Raw genomic sequence first — 22,228 nt, 5'->3', positions numbered from 1 at the left:
TTTTTTGGGAGGTGAAGTTCCATGGCTAAGGCAAAAGTTGCGACATATTGGTTAGAAGCGTGCGCAGGATGTCATATGTCTTTCCTTGACATAGATGAAAGATTGGTCGATTTGTTCAAAAACGTAGAAATACTTTATTCTCCTATAGTAGACGCAAAGGACATTCCCGATATAGATGTAGGAGTGCTATCCGGCGGTTTGGGTAACGTTGAGGAATTAGAGATAGCCAGGAAAATGAGAGAAAGATGTAAGTATTTGGTTGCATGGGGAGATTGCGCTGTATTCGGCGGCATTAATTGTATGCGCAATTTTATACCGAAGGATAGGGTTTTAAAAGAGGGCTATATCGACACTGCCAGCACCGTTAATCCTGAAGGAATAATACCTAACGAGGATATCCCCGAATTGCTTCCAAGGGCATTACCTTTAGATTATGAGGTGAAGGTCGACGTTTACGTGCCCGGATGTCCGCCTGATGCAGATACTATATACTACGTCTTCAAAGAGCTGTTAGCAGGGCGTGTTCCTAAAGTTCCCTCGGAAATGATGCGTTACGATTAGAGGAAGGGGAGGAAATGGCCATGACTGAGGTCTACAAATTAGAGATTAATCCGGTAACAAGGATTGAAGGACACGGGAAGATAACTGTAATGCTTGATGAGGCTGGGGAGGTGAAAGAAGCCAGGTTTCATGTAACCCAGTATAGAGGGTTTGAAGTCTTTACCAAAGGAAGGGATTTCAGGGAGATGCCGGTGATAACTCCGCGAATTTGCGGCATCTGCCCTGTATCGCATCATTTGGCATCCGCTAAAGCATGCGACGATATTTTAGGTGTTACCATTACGCCTGCAGCCCACAAGTTAAGGGAGCTCATGCATATGGGGCAAATTGTTCAATCCCACGCCCTGAGTTTCTTTCATTTGTCTAGCCCCGATATTTTGCTAGGTTTTGATGCTCCTGTAAAGATAAGAAATGTGGTCGGTTTGGCGGAACGCTATCCGGAACTTGCGAAAAAGGGGATATTGCTTCGCAAGTTTGGTCAGGAAATAATAAAAACTTTGGGTGGCAAAAAAGTTCACCCCTGGCACAGCATTCCCGGCGGTGTAAACAGGAGCCTGACGCCTCAGGAGCGGGATAATATAGCCGCTCAAATTCCCGAAATGAAATCAATAGCGCTGGAAGCGATTAAGTTGATTAAGGGTTATCTGGAAGAAGGTAAGGAAGAGGCTAAGGAGTTTGCAACTGTAGAAACTGCCTATATGGGCCTGGTTCGAGACGGCAATCTCGAGCTTTACGACGGGAACATTCGGATTAAAGCGCCAAGAGGAAGGATTTTGGATGAATTCGATCCAAAGGATTATCTTAAATATATAGGAGAGCACGTTGAACCATGGAGCTATTTGAAATTTCCTTTCTATAAATCCTTGGGATTTCCACACGGTTCCTATAGGGTTGGTCCCCTTGCCAGGTTAAATGCCGCTGATAATATCGATACGCCACAGGCTTCTAAGGAGTACGCGCTATACAAGCAAATAACTGACGATGGCATAGTTCCCTATACGCTTTACTACCACTATGCTAGATTGATAGAGGCCCTTTACGGCATAGAGCGTATCGAGCAGTTGCTTTCTGACCCCGAGATTACATCTAGTGATCTCAGGGTTACATCTAAGGAAATGAACCCGGAGGGGGTAGGAGTTATAGAGGCTCCCAGGGGGACCCTTATTCACCATTATTGGGTTAACGAGAGCGGAGTTATCACGAAGGTCAACTTGATAGTAGCGACTGGCCATAACAACTATGCCATGAATAAAGGCGTCGAAGCGGTGGCCAAGAAATTCATCAAGGGCAGAGATATACCGGAGGGTGTGTTTAACAGATTGGAGCATGTTATCCGTGCTTACGATCCCTGCTTATCCTGTTCCACTCACGCTGTGGGCAAGATGCCGTTAAAATTAGAGTTGATGTCATCCTCTGGGGAGGTAATTAAAGAGGTCGTGAGGGGCTAATTGCCGATGAACGTGATCGTATTGGGCTATGGTAATTCCTTCAGGAAGGATGATGGCGTAGGGCATAGGGGAGCACTTGCCATTGCTGAATGGCTACGCGAAAATGGACATGAAGCAACTACTTGGATTGGGCATCAGTTGCTTCCTGAGGTAACGCTTGAATTGGAAGGAAAGGATCTCGCCATCTTCATCGATGCATCTGTGGATCAATATCCCGACGGTTACAATATAGCCGAAGTTACCTCCTCCGCCGATATCGATGGACTTAACCTTCACACCTGCACTCCCGGATGGATAAAGCATTTGGCTGCACAGATGGGGATTGATATGCCCAAAATGGTCATGGTATCTGTTTCCGGTGTTGACTTCGATTTTGGTGAATCATTAAGCTGTATATGTATGGGTAGATTTAACAAAGCATTGGATGGTTTTAAAAAGTATTTTACAGATAATTTCTGTTGAATATTTTGTGCTATAATATAGGTACAAAAACCCTGCGGTGTTCGTGCTATGCCGAAGAGCCTTGAGCCAACACTAAATCCGATCGAGGCTGACTCCTGTCCGGCTGAGGAGACCTTAAAGGGTCACCAAGGCTAAGGACGGGGAGGCCTCACCAATAGGTGAGGATCGGGTCAAGGCCTTCTTGGCACGGCATTGCGGGGTTTTTCTAATATTTTATTTTTAATATCATTTTTGGGAGCTGGTAATTTGCAGGCTTTTAGCGGTCCCTACTGGCATCCGGCTAATCAAAGAGGTTTTATACTCGATTGGGATGGGGTTCTGGCTGAAACGAAACTGGATTTTACTCCCATATATGATCGCTTTTTTGGGGGTAAAAGGGTTATGATTTTAGAAGAAGCGGTAAGGCTTCCTGCGACAGAAAGAGACGCGCTTTATGAGGCAATAGAAAAGATAGAAGTTGAGGGCGCTGAAAAAGCCAAACCGGTTTTAGGGGCTTTAGAATTGATATCATGGCTTGAAAAAAATGATATTCCCTGGGCTGTAGTGAGCCGAAACACCAAAAAGTGCGTCGCCATGGCAGCCAAAAGGGCTTCCATTAAACTCCCCCCGATCGTAATTACCAGAGATGACGGCCTATTGAAGCCGGACCCGCAAGTTTTTATAAAAGCTTCAGAGCTTCTCGAGATACCGTGGTATCAATGTGTCGTTATAGGAGATTTTCTGTATGATATTGTGGGCGCTAGACGTGCATGTATGAGGGCTGTTCTCGTTAGACGAGCCAACGAAGAATGGAGTAACTGGGCAGATGTAGCATATAACGAAGTTATAGATTTATTTTACGCACTGGGGAATCCGCAACCTTTGATACCATGGGAATACCAGCCTGTCGTACGTAAGAGGGGTTTTAAATGGCTCGAAAGGGCTTTTGGGTTGACGGTAAAACTTGTGGGAGATGACGCTTTTGAAATCCTTGCCAAGTTGGCGGCGATGGGAGTAGGCTCCTTTTGTATAGACAATGAGGTTAGGCTTGAGGCTGATCGTTGGCGAAATAGCCCTTACATCGACCCCAAATATCTTTGGGAGCCCTTGGATAAGGTTGTAAGTGATTTTCTCATAAAGCGTTTTCCTCTGGCTAAGGTTGTGAGCGATGGGGAAGTTCTGGATTTGCCATGCGGGATGTCGGAAAGCATTTCCTTCATCGAGGAGTTGTTGTCCCGATGAGTCAAATGCAAAAAGATCTATTTGAAAATTACGCCGACAATATTATCGAGGAAAGTAAAGGCAGCAGGGAGCAAGGATTAGAGATTCCTCTGGCAGAAAGGATGCGTCCTGCCAAATTAGAGGATTTTGTCGGTCAGGAACACCTTCTAGGGAAGGATAAGCCGCTTAGACGATTGCTTGAGGCCGGACAGGTGCCAAGCTGTATCCTCTACGGTCCTCCCGGAAGCGGAAAAACGACGTTAGTAAGGGCAATGGCTTCCGTAACGGGAAGAAAATTGTTCGAAATTAATGCCGTAACTGCTAAAGTAGCTCAACTGCGGGATGTGGTTGATACAGCGAGAAATTTAAAAAGAAGTACAGGAAAATCGGCAATAGTTTTTATTGATGAAATTTATCATTTCAACAAACAACAACAAAATGCCCTGCTCCCTTCAGTTGAGAGGGGAGATTTGATTTTAGTGGGCACTACTACTGAAAATCCTTATTTTGAAATAAACAAGACCCTTCTTTCGAGGGCGATCGTATTCGAGCTTAAGCCTCTTGCTCCAGGAGACATCGAGCACATTTTATTTAGGGCCCTTAGGGATAAAGAAAAGGGTTTGGGGATGTTTGACGTAGTAGTAGACGAACAAGCTGTTACCTTCATTTCCCGCGCTGCTGGTGGCGATGCGAGGCAAGCGCTTCTGCGATTGGAGTCGGTCGTTTTGGCATCTGTAGCTTCGGGGAAAAAGAGGGTAACACTGGAAGATGTTGTTCAATTGGCGCCAAAGTCCTTGCAAATATACGACAAGTCCTCGGACAAGCATTATGATATCATTTCAGCCTTTATAAAAAGCATGAGAGGTTCCGACCCCGATGCAGCCGTTTACTGGCTTGCCAGGATGGTGGCCGGCGGAGAGGATATCAGATTTATAGCTAGGAGGATGCTTATATTTGCTGCCGAGGATGTTGGGTTGGCAAACCCATTTGCATTGGTGTTGGCAGAAGCTGCGGCTAGTGCGGTGGATCATGTCGGACTGCCCGAGGCGAGGATTATATTGTCTGAATGTGCAATCTATCTTGCCTGCGCCGAGAAGAGCAACAGTTCTTATAAGGCCATCGATTCTGCTTTAAACGCTATAGAAAAGGGCGAAATCCAAGAAGTCCCACTCCATCTTAAATCCCATGGCGAAGGATATGTGTATCCCCACGACGACCCGAGACATTGGGTCCCCCAAAAATACATGACTGTTCCAAAGCGTTTTTATTTTCCGGGCAATGTAGGTCACGAATGGAACATTTCCAAGAGATTGCAGAAATTATGGAAGAGATATTCCAATAAAAACGATAACGATCGAAATTAGACCGATTTACCTTTAATCATCGTTCAATAAATAGCTTAATTCGATAAGCTATTATTCCAACATGCTCTTTTAAGGCCAAGCTATTGATATGCAAGCTCGAAGCGCCGGGCAAGAAGTCTATAATCGACAATGGAGCATTATCTGCCATTTTGCCCACGGGAAAGGGGTGCCAGTTAATTTCGGGAGCCAACCCCTGGGCGATTAAATGTGCCCGAGGCATATGATATCCGTGCGTGACTAGGACCGCATGTTTAAGTTCCAAAGACCTCAAAATGGACGAGGCATTTTTTATATTTTCCCAAGTCGTTCTAGATTGCGATTCTTCGTAGATCGGTAAATCCGGGAAAAGCTCCTTAACCTTTTTTGCCATCGTCATTGCCTCAGGCACTTCCTGCGAATAGGATCCGCCACACAGTAAAATTGGCCAATTGAACTTCAGGGCCAACTCTATGCCTCCGAAGAGGCGCATTAATGTATGTGGCGATACTTCCGCTTTATCGGGGTCCGAGGTCCTGCGCTGCCCTCCACCAAGCACCACGATCGCAGCTTTATCTGCAGGCAGAGAAGGCGCAACCATATTCTCCAATTTGCCAAGTACAATTCTGGAGGTAATAGGCGTGCTTAAAAGATAAAAACTAAGGGCAATCAAAAGCAAAAGGCATCCGAGAAAAACCTTTCTAGGCCTCTTAAAGGCCAATAAAGAGGCGATAAACAATAGCAAGACCAATATTCCTGGAGGTACGGCGAAGGAACCTATAATTTTATAAAGTGTAAAAAGCATAGCATTTCCGCATTATTCAATGCTAATCCGCTTCGCTGGCGGGTAAGGCATCTTTTAGAAAGGCCAAGAGAGCATCCCGGGCACCTTCCAAATGATTTTGCAACAACCTAATGGCCCTTTCTTCGTCTTTTTCCAATATGGCATCTATTAACCTGACATGTTCCATTGATGATTCCTTAAGGTCTACACCCTTTATGGAATAGTGTCTATAAAGCTGAATTAGATCATACGTCTCCATTAAAAATTGGTTTAGAAATCTATTATCGCATGAGTTGCGCAGGAAGGAATGAAAGGCTGTGTCTTGTAACAAAAAAGCGTTGGGGTCGGTGCTATGATCAACAGAGGCGAAGTATTCTCTAAAGCGGAGTAATTCCTCCTTCGGTCCCTTCTTACAAATCCTTTTTACAGCTATAGTTTCCAGAGCGATCCTTACTTCGTAAAGGTCGTTTACGTCTTTTTCCGTGGGAAGGGTAACAAAAGCTCCCTTTCTCGGGACGAGCCTTACAATTCCGGTTTGAGCCAGCTGTCTTATGGCCTCTCGTATTGGGGTTCTGGATACCGCTAAAGTTTGTGCCAATTCGGTCTCGGAGAGTTTTTCTCCCGGTTTGATGATTCCCATTATTATTGCGTCCCTTATCTTGTTATAAACTATTTGTCTTAAATCGGTACTTTCAGCGGGAGTAAGCGGATTACTTGTCATATAGCTTTTCCTCCTTAATGGTTGTATTTATTTTTTACAAAGTATACTTAATTCTCCCTATTTTGTAAATCGTTGTTCGTCCACAATGCTAAGGCATATAACGCATCAGATAACCTATTGATAAAAACATAGGCGTTTTCCTCTATTTCTTTGTTTCTCAATAACTTTACAGCTATCCTTTCTGCTCTTCTGGCCACTGTGCGTGCTGTATGGAGAGCTGCTTCCGATATGGATTCGCCGGGCAATACAAAGCTTGGTTTGTCCTTCGAAATAGAACGTAATACCTTTGAAATAATTTCTTCCAGCCAAATGACATCGGGAGCGCTTAAGTCAGGAAATAAAGCCAAGTAACCCATAAAGCGGCTTAAATCCCTTTCCAATCGCAAGAGCGTATCCTTTATTTCTTCGTTTTTGCAGGTAGCACGCGCCATTCCGATGTGTGCCTGACATTCATCTAAGGTTCCGTATAACTCGACCCTTGGATGATCCTTGGGAACTCTTTTGCCATTACCAAGGCTGGTCATGCCTTGATCTCCTGTCTTGGTCGTTATTTTAATCTCCAACGCTGGCCCCCCTTTGAGATGAAAATTTTATTCCTTTTTTCATTTTGCACGTATGAAAACGGCCTCGCCTTCGACGCAAGTGTTTCCTTCTTCATCCTTGATAACGGCAGAAGTATAAGCTCTTCTGCCCTCCTTTCTTTCAAGGAAACCTTGGGCCACGTATTTTTCCCCGGAGCGCACCGCCCTTCTAAAGGATATGGTTAGTTTTCCAGTAACATAGATGTCATCGTCCGACGCTTTTATTGACCATGCCATGGCATCGTCTATAATAGCTGCAAGCAGTCCGCCGTGAACTATTCCTTCGTAACCACACCAGCTTTCGTCGGGAATGAAACTTATAGATGTGCACCTTGATTCATTGTCCCAGAAGATGTTTAGTCCGAGACTTCGAGGATTATTATTTTCGTTTCCACAAACAAGACACGATGGCGTTCCCTGTAGTTTTACAAGGCTCATTTTCAATCCCCCTTTGTGGTAACATCGATTACAGGTAAATAATACTCTTTATTTTAGGGGGTTTTAAACTTACATGAAAGATAGAATAAGCGCATCATTACTAGCACAATACGTATATTGCCCCCGTGCGGCATGGTATAGGGCCCATGGTTTTACCCCTCAGGGCAACGGTGGCGGAAAAGCCCTTCAAAAGGGGCAAAGGGCCCATAGATGGTTTGGCTTCCTGGAAAAGCTTAAAGGTTTTTGGAGTAGCGTCTGGAGGGCTGCCTTTTTTCTCATCGCTGTTGGAGGTGTCTTGCTTTGTTTGTATTTGATGTTGAAATAGCTGGCATTGCAATCGCTGCAATCTGCATATTGGGTATTTACGTTTGGTGGATGAGGGAAATTCCCTTAAGCATCGATTCGAAATTGTGGAAGGGGCAAATTTTTACGGGCAGGCCCGATGCGGTAATAAAAAAAGGCCCCTGGCACATACCGATAGAGTATAAAAGCTCAAACTACGATGAACCAATGGAAAGCCACAGATTACAACTTTTATGTTATTGCTTCCTGCTGGAAGAGGCAGGTTTCAAAGTACCCTACGGGCTATTGCAATATCGAGGGAAAAAGTTCAAAATACGCTGGAATAAGAGGACGAAAGGCTATTTGATGCAAATTGCAGATGAAGCTTTAGATGTGCTCTCTAAAGATTTTCCTCCTCCCCCGCTGGAAGAAGGGGACGGAAGGTGTTATAAATGTGCTTATCGTTTTATCTGTAAACAACAGGACTAAAGAAAGGGATGATCGAGTTGTATATTGAACCCTTCGGTGTTGAGGAGTGGATGAACCGGTACGAGACTAAAGCCAAGTACAATATTGCCGAAACTTGTGTGGAATCGCTCAAAGTGGAAGAGCTTCTGAATTTATTGCAAGATCCGGCTGGAGCAATGAGGGATATTGCGGGAATTAAACTTACTTATGGGGAAATACCCGGTTCGGGCGAATTACGAAGGGCCATTGCTTCGCTATATAACAGTATGGATGAAGACAATGTCTTGATCACACAGGGCGGAATAGGAGCAAATTTTTTGACGCAATTTTCACTCGTAAATCCCGGCGATGGTGTCGTATCTGTCTATCCCACATACCAACAGTTATATAGCGTTCCAAAGTCATTTGGAGCATCCGTTTATCTTTTGCCTCTACGTCCGGAAAACAATTTCTTGCCCGATCTAAATGAGCTTGAGGTAGTGGCTAAAACCGCCAAAAATCTTAAGATGATCTGCCTAAATAATCCGAATAACCCCACTGGCGCCTTAATGGACGGTGATTTTTTAAAGCGCATAGTGGATATAGCGAAAAGATACGATGCTTATATTTTGTGCGACGAAGTCTATAGGGGTTTGGAGCACGAAGCAAGTTTTAAGACCCCTTCAATAGTCGATTTATACGAAAAGGGGATTAGTACCGGAAGCATGTCTAAGGTGTTTTCTCTTGCCGGATTGAGGTTGGGCTGGATAGTTGGGTCTCCAGAGGTTATAAAACAATGTTTTTCCCATCGAGATTACATGACCATAAGCTGTGGACTCGTTGATGAATACCTTGCGCTTATAGCTTTGAAGAACAGGGATCGACTTTTGGAGAGGAATTTGAAGATCGTGCGGAAAAATTTTAAGATCTTGTCTTCGTGGGTTGCCGATGAAAAAAAGGTTGGTTGGATCCCGCCGAAGGCGGGAACGACAGCTTTTCTCAATTTTAGCGACTATGGCATTTCATCAAGTGATTTTTGCGAAGGATTGTTGGCTGAGACAGGTGCCTTTTTGGTGCCGGGGAGTGCCTTTGGCCCGGAATTTAACGGTTGGGCAAGGATAGGTTATGCTTGCTCCAGCGAAGTATTGCAAGAAGGACTTAAGTGTTTGTCTATTTTTTTGAGAAAAGTGGAAGGAGAAATGAATAATGCGAAGTGATACGGTAAAAAAGGGAGTTTCCAGAGCGCCCCATAGGTCGCTTTTAATGGCAGCAGGATATGAAAAGTGGGAGATCGAAAGACCATGGGTAGGAGTTGTCAATGCCTATAATGCAATAATCCCCGGCCATGTCCATTTGAGGACGTTAGTCGAAGCCGTTAAGGCTGGAGTGTATGCAGCTGGTGGTTTACCTCTCGAGTTTCCCGCTATAGGGGTTTGCGACGGGCTGGCGATGAATCACGAAGGCATGAAATACTCCCTGACGAGCAGGGAACATATAATGGATTCCGTCGAAATAATGGCAAGAGCTCATGGGATCGATGCCCTTGTGTTGGTGACGAATTGCGACAAGATAGTGCCCGGTATGGCTATGGCCGCTGCCCGTTTGGATATTCCGTCCGTTGTTTTGAGCGGTGGCCCCATGCTCACCGGAAAGGTCGACGGAGGAAAAACCGTAGATCTTTCTTCTATGTTCGAAGCAGTAGGAAAACATGCAGCAGGAGCGCTGACGGATGCCGAGCTGATTAAACTTGAAAAATCTGCTTGTCCTACCTGTGGGTCCTGTGCCGGAATGTTTACGGCTAATACGATGAATTGTATGATGGAGGCTTTAGGACTTGCCTTGCCCGGCAACGGGACTATACCGGCGGTATTTTCCGAGAGAATTAGATTGGCAAAGGAGACGGGAAGGGCGGTTATGAAGCTAATCGAGAAGAAAATTACGCCTCGGCAAATTCTGACAAAGGCCTCATTCTTAAACGCAATTGCTGTCGATATGGCGTTGGGGGGTTCTACCAATACCACTTTGCATCTACCCGCCATTGCCTGGGCGGCAGGCCTGAATCTCCCCCTTTCCATCTTTGATGATATGAGCAAAAAGTGTCCTCATTTATGCAACATGAGCCCCGGGGGCAGCGATCACGTTGAAGATTTGTATTTTGCGGGAGGAGTTTTGGCAGTCATGAAAAGGTTATCCGATGCAGGTCTTATCGACGGCAGCGCTATGACCGTAACGACAAATACAGTTGCTTATAATCTCAAGGATGCTTATGTTCTTGATGACGAGGTTATTCGACCCGTAGAAAGGCCTCATCATCGGGAAGGCGGCATTGCCGTCCTTCACGGAAACCTGGCACCCGACGGAGCGGTCGTAAAGCAATCCGCCGTTTCTTCTGAAATGATGAAGCATAAAGGCCCTGCCAGGATTTTCGACTCTGAAGAAGCGGCCACAAAGGCTATCTTTTCCGGCCAAATAAAAAAAGGTGATGTAGTGGTCATAAGGTATGAGGGTCCCAAAGGAGGACCGGGAATGAGAGAGATGTTAGGTCCAACCTCCGCATTGGCAGGGATGGGATTGGACAGACATGTTGCCCTCATTACTGACGGCCGTTTCAGCGGGGCCACAAGGGGAGCTTCCATTGGGCATGTGTCTCCTGAGGCAGCTGACGGAGGGCCGATAGGACTTCTCAGAGAGGGGGACGAGGTCATAATAGACATTCCCGCTCGTAAACTTGATGTTAATATTAGCGAAGAAGAGTTAAACTCGAGAAAAGAAGGATGGAAACCTTTTCTTCGAAAGCTTGACAGCCCCTTTTTGGAGCGGTACCGCGCTTTTGTCACTTCGGGAGCTAAAGGAGCAGTTTTGGAGGTGAATGGCGGTGGTTGTGAAGACTGTTAATTTGGAAGATATCGGAGAAGACAAGCGTTATAAGTCAGCCAAGAGTGAGGCTCTATACTCGATAATATTGACCGTGCTTTACTTCGTTTGGTGGTATGGGTTCGCCTATGGCATGGGGTCAAAACCTCTATCTAGCTATAAGTTCGTTATGGGTTTGCCAAGCTGGTTTTTTTGGAGTTGTGTCGTAGGGTTCATTGTCTTTTCTTTCGCCTCCTGGTTTTTGGTTAAATTTTTCTTTCACGACATGTCTCTCGAGACGGACGGGAGAAATGACCTTAAGGTAAGGTGAGGAATCGTGAATATCGATATTGCAATTACATTAGCGCTTTATCTTATTATAATATGCGGGATTGGATATATTGCAAACAGGAAAATGTCGGAAACAAAGGGGTCCTTTCTTAGCGAATACTTTATAGGTAGTCGTTCAATGGGCGGCTTTGTACTTGCCATGACGTTGGTTGCTTCCTATGTTAGCGCAAGTAGCTTTGTGGGTGGCCCGGGGATGGCCTATAAGATGGGGCTGGGTTGGGTGTTGCTTGCGATGATTCAAGTTCCAACGGCATACCTTACTCTGGGCTTTTTGGGCAAGAAGTTTGCCATTGTTGCGCGTAAGATTAATGCTATAACAATTAACGATTTCCTGAGAGCCAGATATGAAAGCACACCAATAGTGATTATGGCATCAATCAGTTTGTTATTATTTTTCACTGCAGCTATTGTTGCACAATTCATAGGAGGCGCCAGGTTGTTTGAGGCTATAGGCCTTCCTTACGAGGTAGGTCTCACTATATTTGCTATTACCGTAATATTTTATACGGTAATAGGAGGATTTAGGGCAGTGGTATTGACAGATGCCTTTCAGGGCATTGTCATGATGTTGGGGACTTTGGCGTTGGTGTTTGGAATCACAAAGGCAGCAGGCGGGATGAATGCCATAAGCGCCAAATTGATGGAGATAAACCCGGATTTATTGACGCCTTTCGGGGTCGACGGATTTATCACAAAGCCCTTTATCTTATCTTTTTGGATATTGGTGTGCTTTGGAATAATTGGCTTACCTCACACCGCTGTTAGGTGTATCAGTTATAAAGATTCCAAATCCATGCATAAGGCAATAGTAATTGGCACATTCGTGACCGGCTTTCTAATGTTGGGTATGCATCTGGCTGGCGCATTGGGGAGGGCCGTACTGCCCAACATAGAAGCAGTTGATTCCGTTATACCGACTTTAACGGTCAAAGTCCTTCCTCCGATTTTTGCCGGGATCTTTTTAGCGGGGCCCATGGCATCTATTATGTCCACAGTAGATTCTCAACTTATATTGGCCTCGGCAGCAATTATAAATGATCTGTACGTTGGTTATATTAATCCTGGCGCTGCATATGACGACAAAAAGATCAGGCGCATCAGCCTTTTAGTTACGACTATTATAGGGGTCACGGTGTTTCTCGTGGCCTTTAAGCCTCCAAGTCTGATAGTGTGGATTAATCTTTTTGCCTTTGGTGGGCTTGAGGCTGTATTTTTTTGGCCGATTGTGATGGGCCTTTATTGGAAACGCGCAACTGCTTCAGGAGCTCTGGCCTCCATGATAACCGGCGTAATCTTATTTATTGCATTGAGCAAATATGCCTTTTTGCTTCACGGATTACATCCCATCGTGCCTACTTTTGTCGTAACTTTTGTCGTGTTTATAGTGGCCAGTTATCTCTCTAAACCATCGGTTAAAGCAGTAATGAGGGTATGGGAATGACCTTCATTGACATTTATTTTTATGTTTAGTATTATTATCAATGTAAACATATCTTAATTTTAATAATATAACCTCCGAGTCAACGGTTCTAAGGATCTTTGCGGTCTATGAGCGTTGACCGATAGGGTCTTTTCGGAAACGAAAGGGCCTCCCGCTCGGAAAGGAGGAGAAAGAACATTAGTCCTTTTCCCGGCGGGAAGGGGACTAATTTTTTTGTGAAAAAATTAAGCAAGGGAGGAATTATCATGGACATGAAAAGGTTGACCTCGCGGTTGCTGATTGTTTTTGTAGCTATATTGGTGGTTTTTTCTCTTGGGCAAGGGTTCGCAGAAGCAGAAGACGTCCTTTTAATGGCAACTACAACAAGTACCGACGATACCGGTCTTCTCGATTATCTTGCACCCATGTTCAATGAAGATACGGGAATAACTCTTCAATGGACGGCTACGGGTACTGGGAAGGCTTTAAAGTTGGGAGAAAATTGTGATGTAGATGTTCTGCTGGTTCACGATCCTGATTCTGAGGAGAAATTTATAGAAGCCGGATATGGAGTTGATAGGACTCAAGTAATGTACAATGACTTTGTGATAATTGGCCCAGAGGACGATCCGGCTGGCATAAAGGGGTTGTCTTCTACTGAAGCATTAAAGAAGGTTGCCGAAAAGGAGGCCGTATTTGTCAGCAGAGCCGATGAATCGGGCACTCATGCCAAGGAGAAATTTATTTGGGTGCAGGCGGGTTTGGCTATTCCTGACAAAGAAGAATGGTATGTGCAGACAGGTCAAGGTATGTTAGTTACGATTAACGTAGCTGCCGAAAAGGGAGGCTATACGTTAACCGATAGAGGCACTTACATTAGATATGAAGCTAACTACGAAGGGAATCCTCCACTCGTTATTTTATCTGAAGGGGATTCTTTCTTGATGAATCAATATAGCGTAATTGCGGTAAATCCTGAGAATTGCCCCAATGTCAAATACGATTTGGCAAAGAAGTTTATCGAATGGATTGTTACTCCAAAAGCCCAGCAAGCCATAGCCGATTTCAGGCTCATGGGCAAACAACTTTTCTTCCCGAACGCAAATATGGCTTTGGGGACAAATTAATGACATCCTGCGCTTTTTAAGTTTTATATAGATGCTCCAATCCCCCATATAGGCCGCCGCATCCCCCTGTGGCGGCTTATTGTTTTTTATATTTGTGTATATAATCTTTTTGAGCATCGCAACTTTCGAGGGAGGTAACATCATGGAATATATCCTTTCTGGAATAGCGGAAGCCTTTGTGTTGCTTTTAAAAGGAGATGAGGAGGTATATTCGGCCGTCTCCGCTACATTGAGGGCTTCTACGGCTGCGATAATAATATCTCTTGTTATAGGTCTTCCTTTGGGTTTTTTATTGGGTTACTTCGATTTTCCAGGCAGACGGTTTTTTAGATCCGTTTTCGATGCATTGCTTGCCCTTCCCACGGTATTGGTCGGACTATGGGTGTATGCCTTTATTTCAAATCGTGGACCACTGGGCGGTATGAATCTGCTTTTTACTCTAAAAGGCGTTATAGTGGGCGAAGTGGTTCTGGCCCTGCCTATTGTGATTGCACTTTCAGCACAATCCATCGAAGAGCTGGATTTGTCGGTAAGGGACACCCTTTTAACGCTAGGAGCCAGCGGAAAAAGGCTGTTATTTGACATCTTATGGGAGGCGAGATATGGGATGCTTATGGCAGCAATTACCGCATATGGACGCGTTATATCCGAGGTTGGTGCTGCCTCAATGTTAGGCGGAAACATAAAATGGAGAACGAGAACAATTACCACGGCAATGGCATTTGAAACAAACAAGGGGCAATTTGCCATGGGGATAGCCTTGGGGATGATCTTGCTGTTGATAGCCTTTATAGTCAACAGCACACTATCATATGCTAAGCGAAGAAGGCAGACAAGGTGAACAGATATGCTTTATGAGTTAAGAGATATTAAACGTTTTTACAACGACAGATGTGCTCTATCCGTAGATCGTTTGGCTATAGAAGGGGGTAAGATTTACGGCCTAGTCGGCCCGAACGGGAGCGGTAAGACGACATTGCTCAGAATTTTGGCATTTTTAGATGAGCCGAGCGAAGGCCAAATTATATATAAAGGCTCTTCCGTTACGTCGCAAAAGGCCTCACTTTTCCGCCAAGAAGTAACAATGCTTTTACAAAATGCACGTCTATTGACTCGAAAGGTAAAGGACAATGTGGCCTATGGCTTGAAATTACGCGGATATGATTCGAAGACCATTAAAAGCAGGGTTGTGGAAGCGCTTGAAATGGTTGGTTTGCAGCCAAGAGATTTTTTATACAGAGCCTGGCATGAGCTCTCGGGAGGCGAAGCTCAGCGCGTAGCCTTGGCAGCGCGTCTCGCTTTAAGGCCCGATGTTTTATTGCTCGATGAGCCGACGGCAAATGTCGACAAAGTATCGGAAGCCTTAATAAATCAGGCCGTGATCAAGGCAAAAAGGGAATGGAAAACGACTATTATCATGGTAAGCCATGATCTGGGATGGCTTTACAGCACTGCCGATGAGATCCTTTCGCTTTGGGGCGGTCGCATTGTGCGTCAGGGGCCTGAGAACATAATCCCCGGCCCTTGGGAAAAGCTTGAAAACGGCTTGTACTGTAAAAGGTTAAGGGATGGTCAAAAGATTTTTATTTCCGGAGCCCCATCGCAATCTGGCGTAGTGTCAATCAGTCCATCGGAGATACTTTTGGCTGAATATCCTGAAAGGACCTCTGCTCGTAATTTGTTATATGGTTTTATTAGAGAGATGGCCTATTGTAATGGCAGTCAGATAAGGGTTACCTTATCTATAGGGGAGATAAACTTGGTTGCCTTAATTACCGATGAAGCTGCCAGGGAACTCAAATTAAGCCCCGGGATGAATATATATGTAGTGTTTAAGGCCACGGCTGCGAAATGGTTATGAGAAGTTTTTTGGGTGACAGTGTGCTAAAGCGATTTTGACGCTTTGATTGTGTCTGATCTTGCTTGAAGGTTTGTGTACAGTATTTTTAAAATTTTTTCTTTGACGTTATTTCGTCCGTAATGTCTGATTTTGGCTAATATATCAAGGGGTTTATTGTTTTCTGGTGTTCATATATTGACAATAAAATGTATACAGTTAACTTGACAAATATTAATATTATTGTATTTTAAAATAGATGATCGTAATCAAATCCACTTTCAAATGAGTCTGGCCAGATATAAAAACCGCATATATTACAGTGGACGAAACATAAAGTTCAAATATTCAGTAACCGATAATCCTTTATCCGTCGCTTTCGAATCGAAGGATGTGAGGTTTTGCATGAATTAAAGGGGGGTATTTGCATGTTTAAAAGGGCAATCACTGTGCTGATAGTAATAGTAGTATTTTCTTTCTTTCTTCTCTCTTCACCTGCAATATCATTTGCCAAAGCGAAAAACATCACCTTTGGGGATTTTAGTTGGGATAGTGTACAAATACATAATCGTATTGCCGGTTATATATTGGAAAAGGCTTATGGATATAGCGTTTCCTATAGCTTTGGAGAAAGTCTTCCCTTGTTATTGGGGATGGCGCGAGGCGATGTAGATGTATCCATGGAAATATGGTCGGACAATATTGAGGCATGGGGTAAATATGTGGAAAGCGGCGAATGTTTGGATTTAGGTTCGACCTATCCAGATGCCGGCCAGGGTTGGTATGTACCCACATATGTCATTAAGGGCGATCCCGAAAGAGGTATTAAACCAATGGCGCCGGACCTCAAAAGTATTGAGGATCTTCCTAAATATTGGGAACTTTTTAAGGATCCGGAGAATCCTAATAAGGGTAGATTTTACAATGGCCCCACAGGTTGGATGATTAGCTCTATAAACATGGAAAAACTTAAATCATATGGATTGGATAAGTATTATCAATCTTTTGAGCCAGGCTCTGACGCAGCTCTCTCCACTGCAATAGTAAGTGCCTATCGAAAAGGTGAGCCTATATTTTTCTACTATTGGGAGCCTACGCCGATTCTTGGCCTTTTTGACATGACTAAAATCGAGGAACCGCCATATGATATCAAATTATGGAACGAAGAAAACGGCTACAGATGTGATTTTCCTAAATCAAAAGTCCATGTAGGAGCGAGCGCAAAATTACTGCAGAAAGACCCCTTCGTCATATCGTTTTTAGCAAATTACGAAGCGACGATCGAACAGACAAACGAAGCACTTGCCTACATGTGGCAGAATGAGCTGCGACCTAAAGATGCTGCCATATGGTTTTTGAAAAAGTTTCCCGAGCAATGGGAGCAGTGGTTTCCCATTTCTGGCGATCCTCATATAGACAAGCTGAAAGAGGCATTGGATAAAGAGGTCGTTAAGGAATAGATCTTAAAATTCGTTGATCGAGTTAGATTTCGGTTAAAAACTTAAATTTCTGTTGAAAGAGGCGGATTTTCTAGCTCAATACAATATGTAAATTTTATAAAAGTACTTGGGTGGTTTGGGTGGGATAAAGTTTGATCGATTATTTTGGTCAAATTTTATCCCTATTTGTTTTTGAAAGTCCACGAAAATGGGAGTGATGTGGATGAGTGAGATTAAGTCTATAAATGCTATTTCTCCGGTTGTTGAGGTAAAAAACCTGTGGAAGGTGTTTTCTAAAGGACAACGTTTAAAAGGGAAGAAAACATTAAATATCGACGTTCACGATGAAGTAACGATTTCACAGATGGAAAAAGACGGCAAAGTTGTAGTGGCTGTGAGGGATGTATCTTTCGAAATATATCCTGGAGAGATTTTTATCGTCATGGGGTTATCCGGCAGCGGAAAGTCAACCCTTATACGCTGTCTCATGAGATTGATAGAAGTTACGGCAGGAACGATTAAAATCAATGATCTCGATATCACCTCTTTGAGCAAAAAGGAATTGGTTAAGCACAGAAGATATCAAGCCGCGATGGTTTTTCAGCACTATGGTTTGCTTCCCCACAAAACAGTTCTGGATAACGTTGCCTTCGGCTTAAAGCTTCGAGGCGAACCGGAAGAGGAAAGATATCGAAAAGCCAATGCTGCAATAGCAAGAGTGGGTTTGAAGGGATGGGAGAATTATTATCCTGCCGCATTGTCCGGCGGAATGCAGCAAAGGGTCGGAATTGCCCGTGCGCTGGTAATGGATGCCCCTGTACTTCTGATGGACGAACCTTTTAGCGGTCTGGATCCTCTTATCAGCAGACAACTACAGGACGAACTGTTGAGGCTGCAGGAAGAAATGAAAAAAAGCATAATGTTTGTTACTCATGATTTATCGGAAGCTTTGCGGTTAGGTGACAGAATGGCCATCATGAGAAGGGGAAGTATAGTTCAAATCGGGACACCGGATGAGATCGTTTCGAATCCGGCAGATGACTACGTAGCTGCTTTCGTTGCCGACGAAAGGCGGACGCTGGAAAAGACGAAACTGAGTTTGGGTAACAAGCTGGCAAGTACGCCTGCAAGCTCGTAACGAGGAGGTGAAGAGAATATGTTTCCAGAGCATTTCACTTTTCATGTAGCGGAACAAGTCAATAATTTCGTAGATTGGTTGCTAGATTCATATGCACCTGTATTTGACGCTATTTCTACTGGTATCCTTACTATGTTGCTAAGGATAAACGAAATACTGCTGATGGTCCCCTGGTGGTTGTATATGATAATTGTTTTTGTGGTGCTATTTACAACCACGAAAAAGCTCATTGCTTCTTTGACCTTGGCTATCTTGCCATTGTTGATCGGTGCCTTCGGATTATGGGCATTGGCGATGGAATCGCTGGCCGTCGTGCTGACGGCGGTTATAATTTCGCTGTTAATAGGTATTCCCATGGGGATACTGATGGCGGAGATCAACTCCTTTGCGGTGGTCATAAGGCCAATTTTGGATGGGATGCAGACTATGCCGAGCTTCGTGTATTTAATCCCAGCCATGATGCTCTTTGGCCTTGGCAAGGTGCCTGCGGTTTTGGCCACCTTGATATATTCGTTACCACCTGTAATAAGGCTGACGAATATGGGTTTAAGGCATGTGCCTAAAAACATAGAAGAGGCCGCTTTGGCTTATGGCGCAACGAAGTGGCAACTGCTCAAGGAAGTAAGGATTCCGCTGGCAATGCCTTCCATTCTTACCGGTGTCAATCAAACTACAATGATGGCTTTAGCTATGGTTGTCGTTGCCTCGATGATCGGGGCCAGGGGGCTTGGTCAGGAGGTGTTGCTCTCCATAAATAGAATAGATATAGGCAGAGGATTTGAAGCGGGATTGTCAGTTGTTGTGATGGCTATAGTTATCGATAGAGTGACTCAGTCCATAGCGAAGAAATGGGAGCCGCCCAGGTAAGGATAATCGGAAAACTATTATTTAAAAGCTTCTTCCTTTGAAAATTATCCCATGCTAAAATATAAAACTAGCGGGATTTTCGTGTGATATAGACGATTGCGCAATAAAGACGTAGTGGAGGTAAAAAAACATAGCATGAGCTTTGTCGTCAAGGTAAAGAACGGAAACAGGCTGCTTTTTGCGCGACCTGTAAAGGGGCAGGACGTGCTTGTTGCCTGTGGCAAGGGGCACGAGTCCAATATAGTGGCTTGGAGAGTAAATCGCTACTTGCGCCCTTTGGATTGGGTCGTGGATGACGATAGTTGCATAGAGTTTGTGGACACCTCAAGCTTTGAGGGGATGGAAGTATACAGAAGAAGTCTCAGTTTTTTGCTGGTTCTTGCCTGTATGAACGCTTTGTCGGAAGACGTATTCATCAGGCACTCGATTAGCGACGGCTATTACTGTGAGCTTGAATCCGGTTCAGTCACGGAGAAAAAGTTAGATGCCATAAAACGCGAATTGGATAGACTGGTTAATGCCGATATTCCCATAAAACGAGAGGTAATATCGGGCGACAAAGCCAAGAGAATATTTACCCGTCAAGGAAATATGGATAAGGCCAACTTGTTGAGGTGGGCAGCTGTCGATCCTATAGAGGTTTATAGAAGCGATAATACCTACGGTTATTTTTACGCGCCTCTTGCCCCGTCAACAGGTTATATGAAAACCTATGACCTCATACCATACGACCAGGGCATGGTATTGAGGTTTCCGACAGTTGCCTATCCTCAGGGGCTTCCGCCCTTTATGCCCTCTAAGCGTTTGGCAGAAGTTTTTACGGTATATGCAAGATGGCTTGATATCTTAGGAATAAATACCATGGAAAACCTTCACGCCTTGGTTTCAAGGGGTGAATCCAATGATGTAATACAAATATCGGAAGCGTTGCATTCTCAGTGGTTGTCGCAATTGGCTAAAAATATTGCGGTAAATAACAATATAAGGTTGATCTGTATTGCCGGACCTTCGGCTTCAGGTAAGACCACATCTGCTCATCGATTGCGTATTCAACTTCAGGTGTTTGGTAAGCGGGTATTTATAATTTCCCTGGACGATTATTTTGTTGAGAGAGAAAAAACACCTAAGGATGAAAAGGGCAATTATGATTTCGAAGCTATCGAAGCCCTTGACTTGGATTTGATAAACGAAAGTTTAGTTAACCTCTTCGATGGCGAAGAGGTCGAAATCTCTAAATTTAACTTTTTCACGGGCAAAAGAGAAAGAGGAAGACGAATGCGTATTAAAGATGGTGACATCATAGTTATTGAGGGGATTCATGGTTTGAATGAAATGGTCACCAAAAGTATCCCCGAGTACAATAAGTGGAGGATATACGTTTCCCCCTTAACGGGGATTAATCTTGATCGCCACAATAGGACAAGTACGACAGATAACAGACTTATAAGGCGATTGGTCAGGGATTATCGGACAAGGGGCAAGAGTCCCGAAGCGACTTTAATCCAATGGCCATCGGTGACAAGGGGAGCACAAAAACATATATTTCCCTATCAAGAGAGAGCTCATGTTATGTTCAATTCTGCTACCGTATACGAACTTGCCGTATTGAAAGGTTATGCTGAACCTTTGCTTAGAAATATCCATGAGGATTCGCCCATGTTCGGCGAAGCGCAAAGATTGTTGACCTTTTTGCATTATGTACCTTTCATGCCTGCCGATGGCGTTCCTAATAATTCGATAATACGGGAGTTCATTGGAGGAAGCTGTTTTGAGACGATTTAATAAAAATCCAAATATGTTAATAAAATACATAATAATGCAGTATAAAAAAATAAAAATAACTTATTGTTTATTTTTAAAATCTTTAATAATATGTTTATTTTTGTATATGTTTACGTTATGCAATGTGTCCAATGCGGAGGCCACATATAGGCTTGCCGAAAATGATTTAATCCAAATGGCAGTAAATTATTTTTCTTTAGTGCAAGGCACTTCTGTCGTCGAATTTTCGGAAGTTATGCTGTCGCTAAATGTTCCTCCCAGTGATTTAGCTAAAATAACATGGGTTTGTTCTAAGAAAGAACATGTTTTACTGGCTCTCTCTGAAACAGATAAAGTGATATACGGCGGATGGATGGTGGCAACGGGAAGAAATCCTGGGCAAAAACTTAAAGTAGGGGATATGCGTACTCCTGAAGGTGTTTTTTACGTAAAATCTATCGAGGATTCCAGCTTTTGGGGTAGCTACGTCGATAAAGCCACAAAAGAGCGGATAGGGTATGGGCCCTATTTTATTCGCCTTGAAACGGGGTGGAAAGGGATAGGAATTCATGGAACCGACGATGAACATCTGCATGAAATAGGAACGGACGCAAGCCACGGATGTATAAGGATGGCGAACGACGATCTGTTGGAAGTCGTGAGCATGAGCATGAAAGGCCAAAAGGTAGTTATTCTGGAGTCACTAAATTAAATCCCACTCACAAGGGTATGAGTGCAGGGATGAGCATAGTACGCAAAAAACAGGGAGGAGCACTCCTCCCAAGGACCGAAATTAATGAAATCCTTGCTGCTAAAGGTTCTAACTTCCGTACTCCCGTCATGCCCGTTGCTGTCGGTCTCTATCTTCCCTTTAGTTTGGGTGTGGCCATATTTTTCGGAGGCATACTGAATTCTGTAAGCAGAAAACTGAGAAGGGGTAAAAACGAGTCGACTAATGATATCGGCGTTCTTGGAGCTGCTGGACTAATAACCGGAGAGGTATTAATGGGTATCGGGTTTGCCATCATGATCGTAACGGTAGTCAGCCTCAAGGTGGGTCAAACCAGTAGCAACTTGGGTCTGATTCTTTTGCTTGCCATTGCTTATTGGCTTGTGAGGCTTGGGAAAAAGTAATGCAATTGGTCGTATAAGGCACCGAAAATTATATAAC

The 22,228-nt window shown here is 44.1% G+C and carries 24 protein-coding genes, 1 other RNA gene and 1 riboswitch; of the genes, 21 read left to right on the top strand and 4 right to left on the bottom strand.

Features of this window, described 5'->3' with window-relative positions:
• The first annotated feature begins 21 nt into the window (after nucleotides 1-21).
• From HMPREF1705_RS02475 to HMPREF1705_RS02455, 6 genes are all read left to right on the top strand, one after another.
• Nucleotides 22-561 carry an NADH-quinone oxidoreductase subunit B family protein gene (locus tag HMPREF1705_RS02475; RefSeq protein WP_009200280.1) on the top strand — a complete coding sequence of 180 codons (540 nt, stop codon included), beginning with the start codon at nucleotides 22-24 and terminating at the stop codon, nucleotides 559-561.
• A 20-nt stretch (nucleotides 562-581) separates the two neighbouring features.
• Nucleotides 582-2,009 carry a Ni/Fe hydrogenase subunit alpha gene (locus tag HMPREF1705_RS02470; RefSeq protein WP_040347741.1) on the top strand — a complete coding sequence of 476 codons (1,428 nt, stop codon included), beginning with the start codon at nucleotides 582-584 and terminating at the stop codon, nucleotides 2,007-2,009.
• A 6-nt stretch (nucleotides 2,010-2,015) separates the two neighbouring features.
• Nucleotides 2,016-2,471: a hydrogenase maturation protease gene (locus HMPREF1705_RS02465; RefSeq protein WP_009200282.1), complete on the top strand. Its 456-nt coding sequence runs from the start codon at nucleotides 2,016-2,018 to the stop codon at nucleotides 2,469-2,471.
• A 26-nt stretch (nucleotides 2,472-2,497) separates the two neighbouring features.
• A non-coding RNA gene (gene ssrS / locus HMPREF1705_RS10585) (6S RNA) lies at nucleotides 2,498-2,676 on the top strand.
• Between the two features lie 41 nt (nucleotides 2,677-2,717).
• Complete coding sequence (locus tag HMPREF1705_RS02460; protein WP_111089629.1) at nucleotides 2,718-3,692, top strand: HAD family hydrolase; 975 nt, start codon at nucleotides 2,718-2,720, stop codon at nucleotides 3,690-3,692.
• A complete protein-coding gene (locus HMPREF1705_RS02455) occupies nucleotides 3,689-5,035 on the top strand; it encodes a replication-associated recombination protein A (RefSeq protein ID WP_009200284.1) in 1,347 nt (448 codons plus the stop codon). Before HMPREF1705_RS02460 ends, HMPREF1705_RS02455 begins: the two co-directional genes overlap by 4 nt.
• A gap of 16 nt (nucleotides 5,036-5,051) precedes the next feature.
• Here the strand turns inward: HMPREF1705_RS02455 and HMPREF1705_RS02450 are convergent, their stop codons facing one another.
• The 4 genes from HMPREF1705_RS02450 to HMPREF1705_RS02435 are packed head-to-tail and all read right to left on the bottom strand — an operon-like array spanning nucleotide 5,052 to nucleotide 7,535.
• Complete coding sequence (locus HMPREF1705_RS02450; protein WP_009200285.1) at nucleotides 5,052-5,816, bottom strand: YdcF family protein; 765 nt, start codon at nucleotides 5,814-5,816, stop codon at nucleotides 5,052-5,054.
• A gap of 22 nt (nucleotides 5,817-5,838) precedes the next feature.
• A complete protein-coding gene (locus tag HMPREF1705_RS02445) occupies nucleotides 5,839-6,516 on the bottom strand; it encodes a GntR family transcriptional regulator (protein ID WP_009200286.1) in 678 nt (225 codons plus the stop codon).
• A 47-nt stretch (nucleotides 6,517-6,563) separates the two neighbouring features.
• Nucleotides 6,564-7,079 carry a cob(I)yrinic acid a,c-diamide adenosyltransferase gene (locus HMPREF1705_RS02440; RefSeq protein ID WP_009200287.1) on the bottom strand — a complete coding sequence of 172 codons (516 nt, stop codon included), beginning with the start codon at nucleotides 7,077-7,079 and terminating at the stop codon, nucleotides 6,564-6,566.
• Between the two features lie 39 nt (nucleotides 7,080-7,118).
• On the bottom strand, nucleotides 7,119-7,535 hold the full coding sequence (locus HMPREF1705_RS02435) for a PaaI family thioesterase (RefSeq protein WP_009200288.1): 417 nt from the start codon (nucleotides 7,533-7,535) through the stop codon (nucleotides 7,119-7,121).
• 73 nt (nucleotides 7,536-7,608) lie between these two features.
• Here HMPREF1705_RS02435 and HMPREF1705_RS02430 point away from each other — a divergent pair, with 73 nt between their 5' ends.
• The 15 genes from HMPREF1705_RS02430 (at nucleotide 7,609) to HMPREF1705_RS02360 (ending at nucleotide 22,191) form a co-directional block, all read left to right on the top strand.
• On the top strand, nucleotides 7,609-7,860 hold the full coding sequence (locus HMPREF1705_RS02430; RefSeq protein WP_009200289.1) for a PD-(D/E)XK nuclease family protein: 252 nt from the start codon (nucleotides 7,609-7,611) through the stop codon (nucleotides 7,858-7,860).
• Nucleotides 7,836-8,306, top strand: coding sequence for a CRISPR-associated protein Cas4 (locus tag HMPREF1705_RS02425; RefSeq protein WP_040347743.1), 471 nt, complete (start codon nucleotides 7,836-7,838; stop codon nucleotides 8,304-8,306). The genes HMPREF1705_RS02430 and HMPREF1705_RS02425 overlap by 25 nt, the downstream gene beginning before the upstream one ends.
• A gap of 8 nt (nucleotides 8,307-8,314) precedes the next feature.
• The gene (locus HMPREF1705_RS02420; RefSeq protein WP_009200291.1) at nucleotides 8,315-9,481 is read left to right on the top strand and encodes an aminotransferase; all 1,167 of its coding nucleotides are present in this window, start codon (nucleotides 8,315-8,317) and stop codon (nucleotides 9,479-9,481) included.
• Nucleotides 9,471-11,159 (top strand): dihydroxy-acid dehydratase, encoded by a 1,689-nt coding sequence (gene ilvD, locus HMPREF1705_RS02415; protein ID WP_009200292.1) that lies wholly within the window; start codon nucleotides 9,471-9,473, stop codon nucleotides 11,157-11,159. The genes HMPREF1705_RS02420 and ilvD overlap by 11 nt, the downstream gene beginning before the upstream one ends.
• Complete coding sequence (locus tag HMPREF1705_RS02410) at nucleotides 11,134-11,448, top strand: YhdT family protein (protein ID WP_009200293.1); 315 nt, start codon at nucleotides 11,134-11,136, stop codon at nucleotides 11,446-11,448. Before ilvD ends, HMPREF1705_RS02410 begins: the two co-directional genes overlap by 26 nt.
• A gap of 6 nt (nucleotides 11,449-11,454) precedes the next feature.
• Complete coding sequence (gene panF, locus HMPREF1705_RS02405) at nucleotides 11,455-12,909, top strand: sodium/pantothenate symporter (protein WP_009200294.1); 1,455 nt, start codon at nucleotides 11,455-11,457, stop codon at nucleotides 12,907-12,909.
• Between the two features lie 60 nt (nucleotides 12,910-12,969).
• Nucleotides 12,970-13,091, top strand: a riboswitch (molybdenum cofactor riboswitch).
• A 63-nt stretch (nucleotides 13,092-13,154) separates the two neighbouring features.
• Nucleotides 13,155-14,015 carry a substrate-binding domain-containing protein gene (locus HMPREF1705_RS02400; protein ID WP_242603501.1) on the top strand — a complete coding sequence of 287 codons (861 nt, stop codon included), beginning with the start codon at nucleotides 13,155-13,157 and terminating at the stop codon, nucleotides 14,013-14,015.
• Between the two features lie 142 nt (nucleotides 14,016-14,157).
• Complete coding sequence (locus HMPREF1705_RS02395; protein ID WP_040347746.1) at nucleotides 14,158-14,856, top strand: ABC transporter permease; 699 nt, start codon at nucleotides 14,158-14,160, stop codon at nucleotides 14,854-14,856.
• A gap of 6 nt (nucleotides 14,857-14,862) precedes the next feature.
• A complete protein-coding gene (locus HMPREF1705_RS02390; protein ID WP_009200298.1) occupies nucleotides 14,863-15,876 on the top strand; it encodes an ATP-binding cassette domain-containing protein in 1,014 nt (337 codons plus the stop codon).
• Nucleotides 15,877-16,280: 404 nt separating this feature from the next.
• Complete coding sequence (locus HMPREF1705_RS02385) at nucleotides 16,281-17,312, top strand: ABC transporter substrate-binding protein (protein ID WP_009200300.1); 1,032 nt, start codon at nucleotides 16,281-16,283, stop codon at nucleotides 17,310-17,312.
• A gap of 202 nt (nucleotides 17,313-17,514) precedes the next feature.
• Entirely contained in the window at nucleotides 17,515-18,429 is a 915-nt protein-coding gene (locus HMPREF1705_RS02380) for a quaternary amine ABC transporter ATP-binding protein (protein ID WP_050767841.1), read from the top strand.
• A gap of 18 nt (nucleotides 18,430-18,447) precedes the next feature.
• Nucleotides 18,448-19,296 carry an ABC transporter permease gene (locus tag HMPREF1705_RS02375; RefSeq protein WP_009200302.1) on the top strand — a complete coding sequence of 283 codons (849 nt, stop codon included), beginning with the start codon at nucleotides 18,448-18,450 and terminating at the stop codon, nucleotides 19,294-19,296.
• Between the two features lie 135 nt (nucleotides 19,297-19,431).
• The gene (locus HMPREF1705_RS02370; protein WP_057940643.1) at nucleotides 19,432-21,078 is read left to right on the top strand and encodes a nucleoside kinase; all 1,647 of its coding nucleotides are present in this window, start codon (nucleotides 19,432-19,434) and stop codon (nucleotides 21,076-21,078) included.
• Nucleotides 21,079-21,253: 175 nt separating this feature from the next.
• On the top strand, nucleotides 21,254-21,769 hold the full coding sequence (locus HMPREF1705_RS02365) for a L,D-transpeptidase (RefSeq protein ID WP_242603499.1): 516 nt from the start codon (nucleotides 21,254-21,256) through the stop codon (nucleotides 21,767-21,769).
• A 29-nt stretch (nucleotides 21,770-21,798) separates the two neighbouring features.
• A complete protein-coding gene (locus HMPREF1705_RS02360; protein WP_040347749.1) occupies nucleotides 21,799-22,191 on the top strand; it encodes an OPT/YSL family transporter in 393 nt (130 codons plus the stop codon).
• Nucleotides 22,192-22,228: the final 37 nt, after the last annotated feature.

This window comes from Acetomicrobium hydrogeniformans ATCC BAA-1850 (assembly GCF_000160455.2).
GTDB classification, from domain to species: Bacteria; Synergistota; Synergistia; order Synergistales; family Acetomicrobiaceae; genus Acetomicrobium; species Acetomicrobium thermoterrenum.
Note: the sequence above shows the minus strand (reverse complement) of the source record. Positions and strands in the feature narration are given on the sequence as shown.

Bases quoted from the DNA above. Each gene is read 5' to 3' on its own strand.
- HMPREF1705_RS02445 (WP_009200286.1), bottom strand. From the start codon at position 6,516: ATGACAAGTAATCCGCTTACTCCCGCTGAAAGTACCGATTTAAGACAA.
- HMPREF1705_RS02410 (WP_009200293.1), top strand. From the start codon at position 11,134: ATGGCGGTGGTTGTGAAGACTGTTAATTTGGAAGATATCGGAGAAGAC.
- HMPREF1705_RS02450 (WP_009200285.1), bottom strand. From the start codon at position 5,816: ATGCTTTTTACACTTTATAAAATTATAGGTTCCTTCGCCGTACCTCCA.
- HMPREF1705_RS02395 (WP_040347746.1), top strand. From the start codon at position 14,158: ATGGAATATATCCTTTCTGGAATAGCGGAAGCCTTTGTGTTGCTTTTA.
- HMPREF1705_RS02365 (WP_242603499.1), top strand. From the start codon at position 21,254: ATGGCAGTAAATTATTTTTCTTTAGTGCAAGGCACTTCTGTCGTCGAA.
- HMPREF1705_RS02370 (WP_057940643.1), top strand. From the start codon at position 19,432: ATGAGCTTTGTCGTCAAGGTAAAGAACGGAAACAGGCTGCTTTTTGCG.
- HMPREF1705_RS02435 (WP_009200288.1), bottom strand. From the start codon at position 7,535: ATGAGCCTTGTAAAACTACAGGGAACGCCATCGTGTCTTGTTTGTGGA.
- HMPREF1705_RS02400 (WP_242603501.1), top strand. From the start codon at position 13,155: ATGGACATGAAAAGGTTGACCTCGCGGTTGCTGATTGTTTTTGTAGCT.
- ilvD (WP_009200292.1), top strand. From the start codon at position 9,471: ATGCGAAGTGATACGGTAAAAAAGGGAGTTTCCAGAGCGCCCCATAGG.
- HMPREF1705_RS02385 (WP_009200300.1), top strand. From the start codon at position 16,281: ATGTTTAAAAGGGCAATCACTGTGCTGATAGTAATAGTAGTATTTTCT.
- HMPREF1705_RS02465 (WP_009200282.1), top strand. From the start codon at position 2,016: ATGAACGTGATCGTATTGGGCTATGGTAATTCCTTCAGGAAGGATGAT.
- HMPREF1705_RS02475 (WP_009200280.1), top strand. From the start codon at position 22: ATGGCTAAGGCAAAAGTTGCGACATATTGGTTAGAAGCGTGCGCAGGA.
- HMPREF1705_RS02380 (WP_050767841.1), top strand. From the start codon at position 17,515: ATGAGTGAGATTAAGTCTATAAATGCTATTTCTCCGGTTGTTGAGGTA.
- HMPREF1705_RS02360 (WP_040347749.1), top strand. From the start codon at position 21,799: ATGAGCATAGTACGCAAAAAACAGGGAGGAGCACTCCTCCCAAGGACC.
- HMPREF1705_RS02455 (WP_009200284.1), top strand. From the start codon at position 3,689: ATGAGTCAAATGCAAAAAGATCTATTTGAAAATTACGCCGACAATATT.
- HMPREF1705_RS02430 (WP_009200289.1), top strand. From the start codon at position 7,609: ATGAAAGATAGAATAAGCGCATCATTACTAGCACAATACGTATATTGC.
- HMPREF1705_RS02470 (WP_040347741.1), top strand. From the start codon at position 582: ATGACTGAGGTCTACAAATTAGAGATTAATCCGGTAACAAGGATTGAA.
- HMPREF1705_RS02390 (WP_009200298.1), top strand. From the start codon at position 14,863: ATGCTTTATGAGTTAAGAGATATTAAACGTTTTTACAACGACAGATGT.
- HMPREF1705_RS02420 (WP_009200291.1), top strand. From the start codon at position 8,315: ATGATCGAGTTGTATATTGAACCCTTCGGTGTTGAGGAGTGGATGAAC.
- HMPREF1705_RS02375 (WP_009200302.1), top strand. From the start codon at position 18,448: ATGTTTCCAGAGCATTTCACTTTTCATGTAGCGGAACAAGTCAATAAT.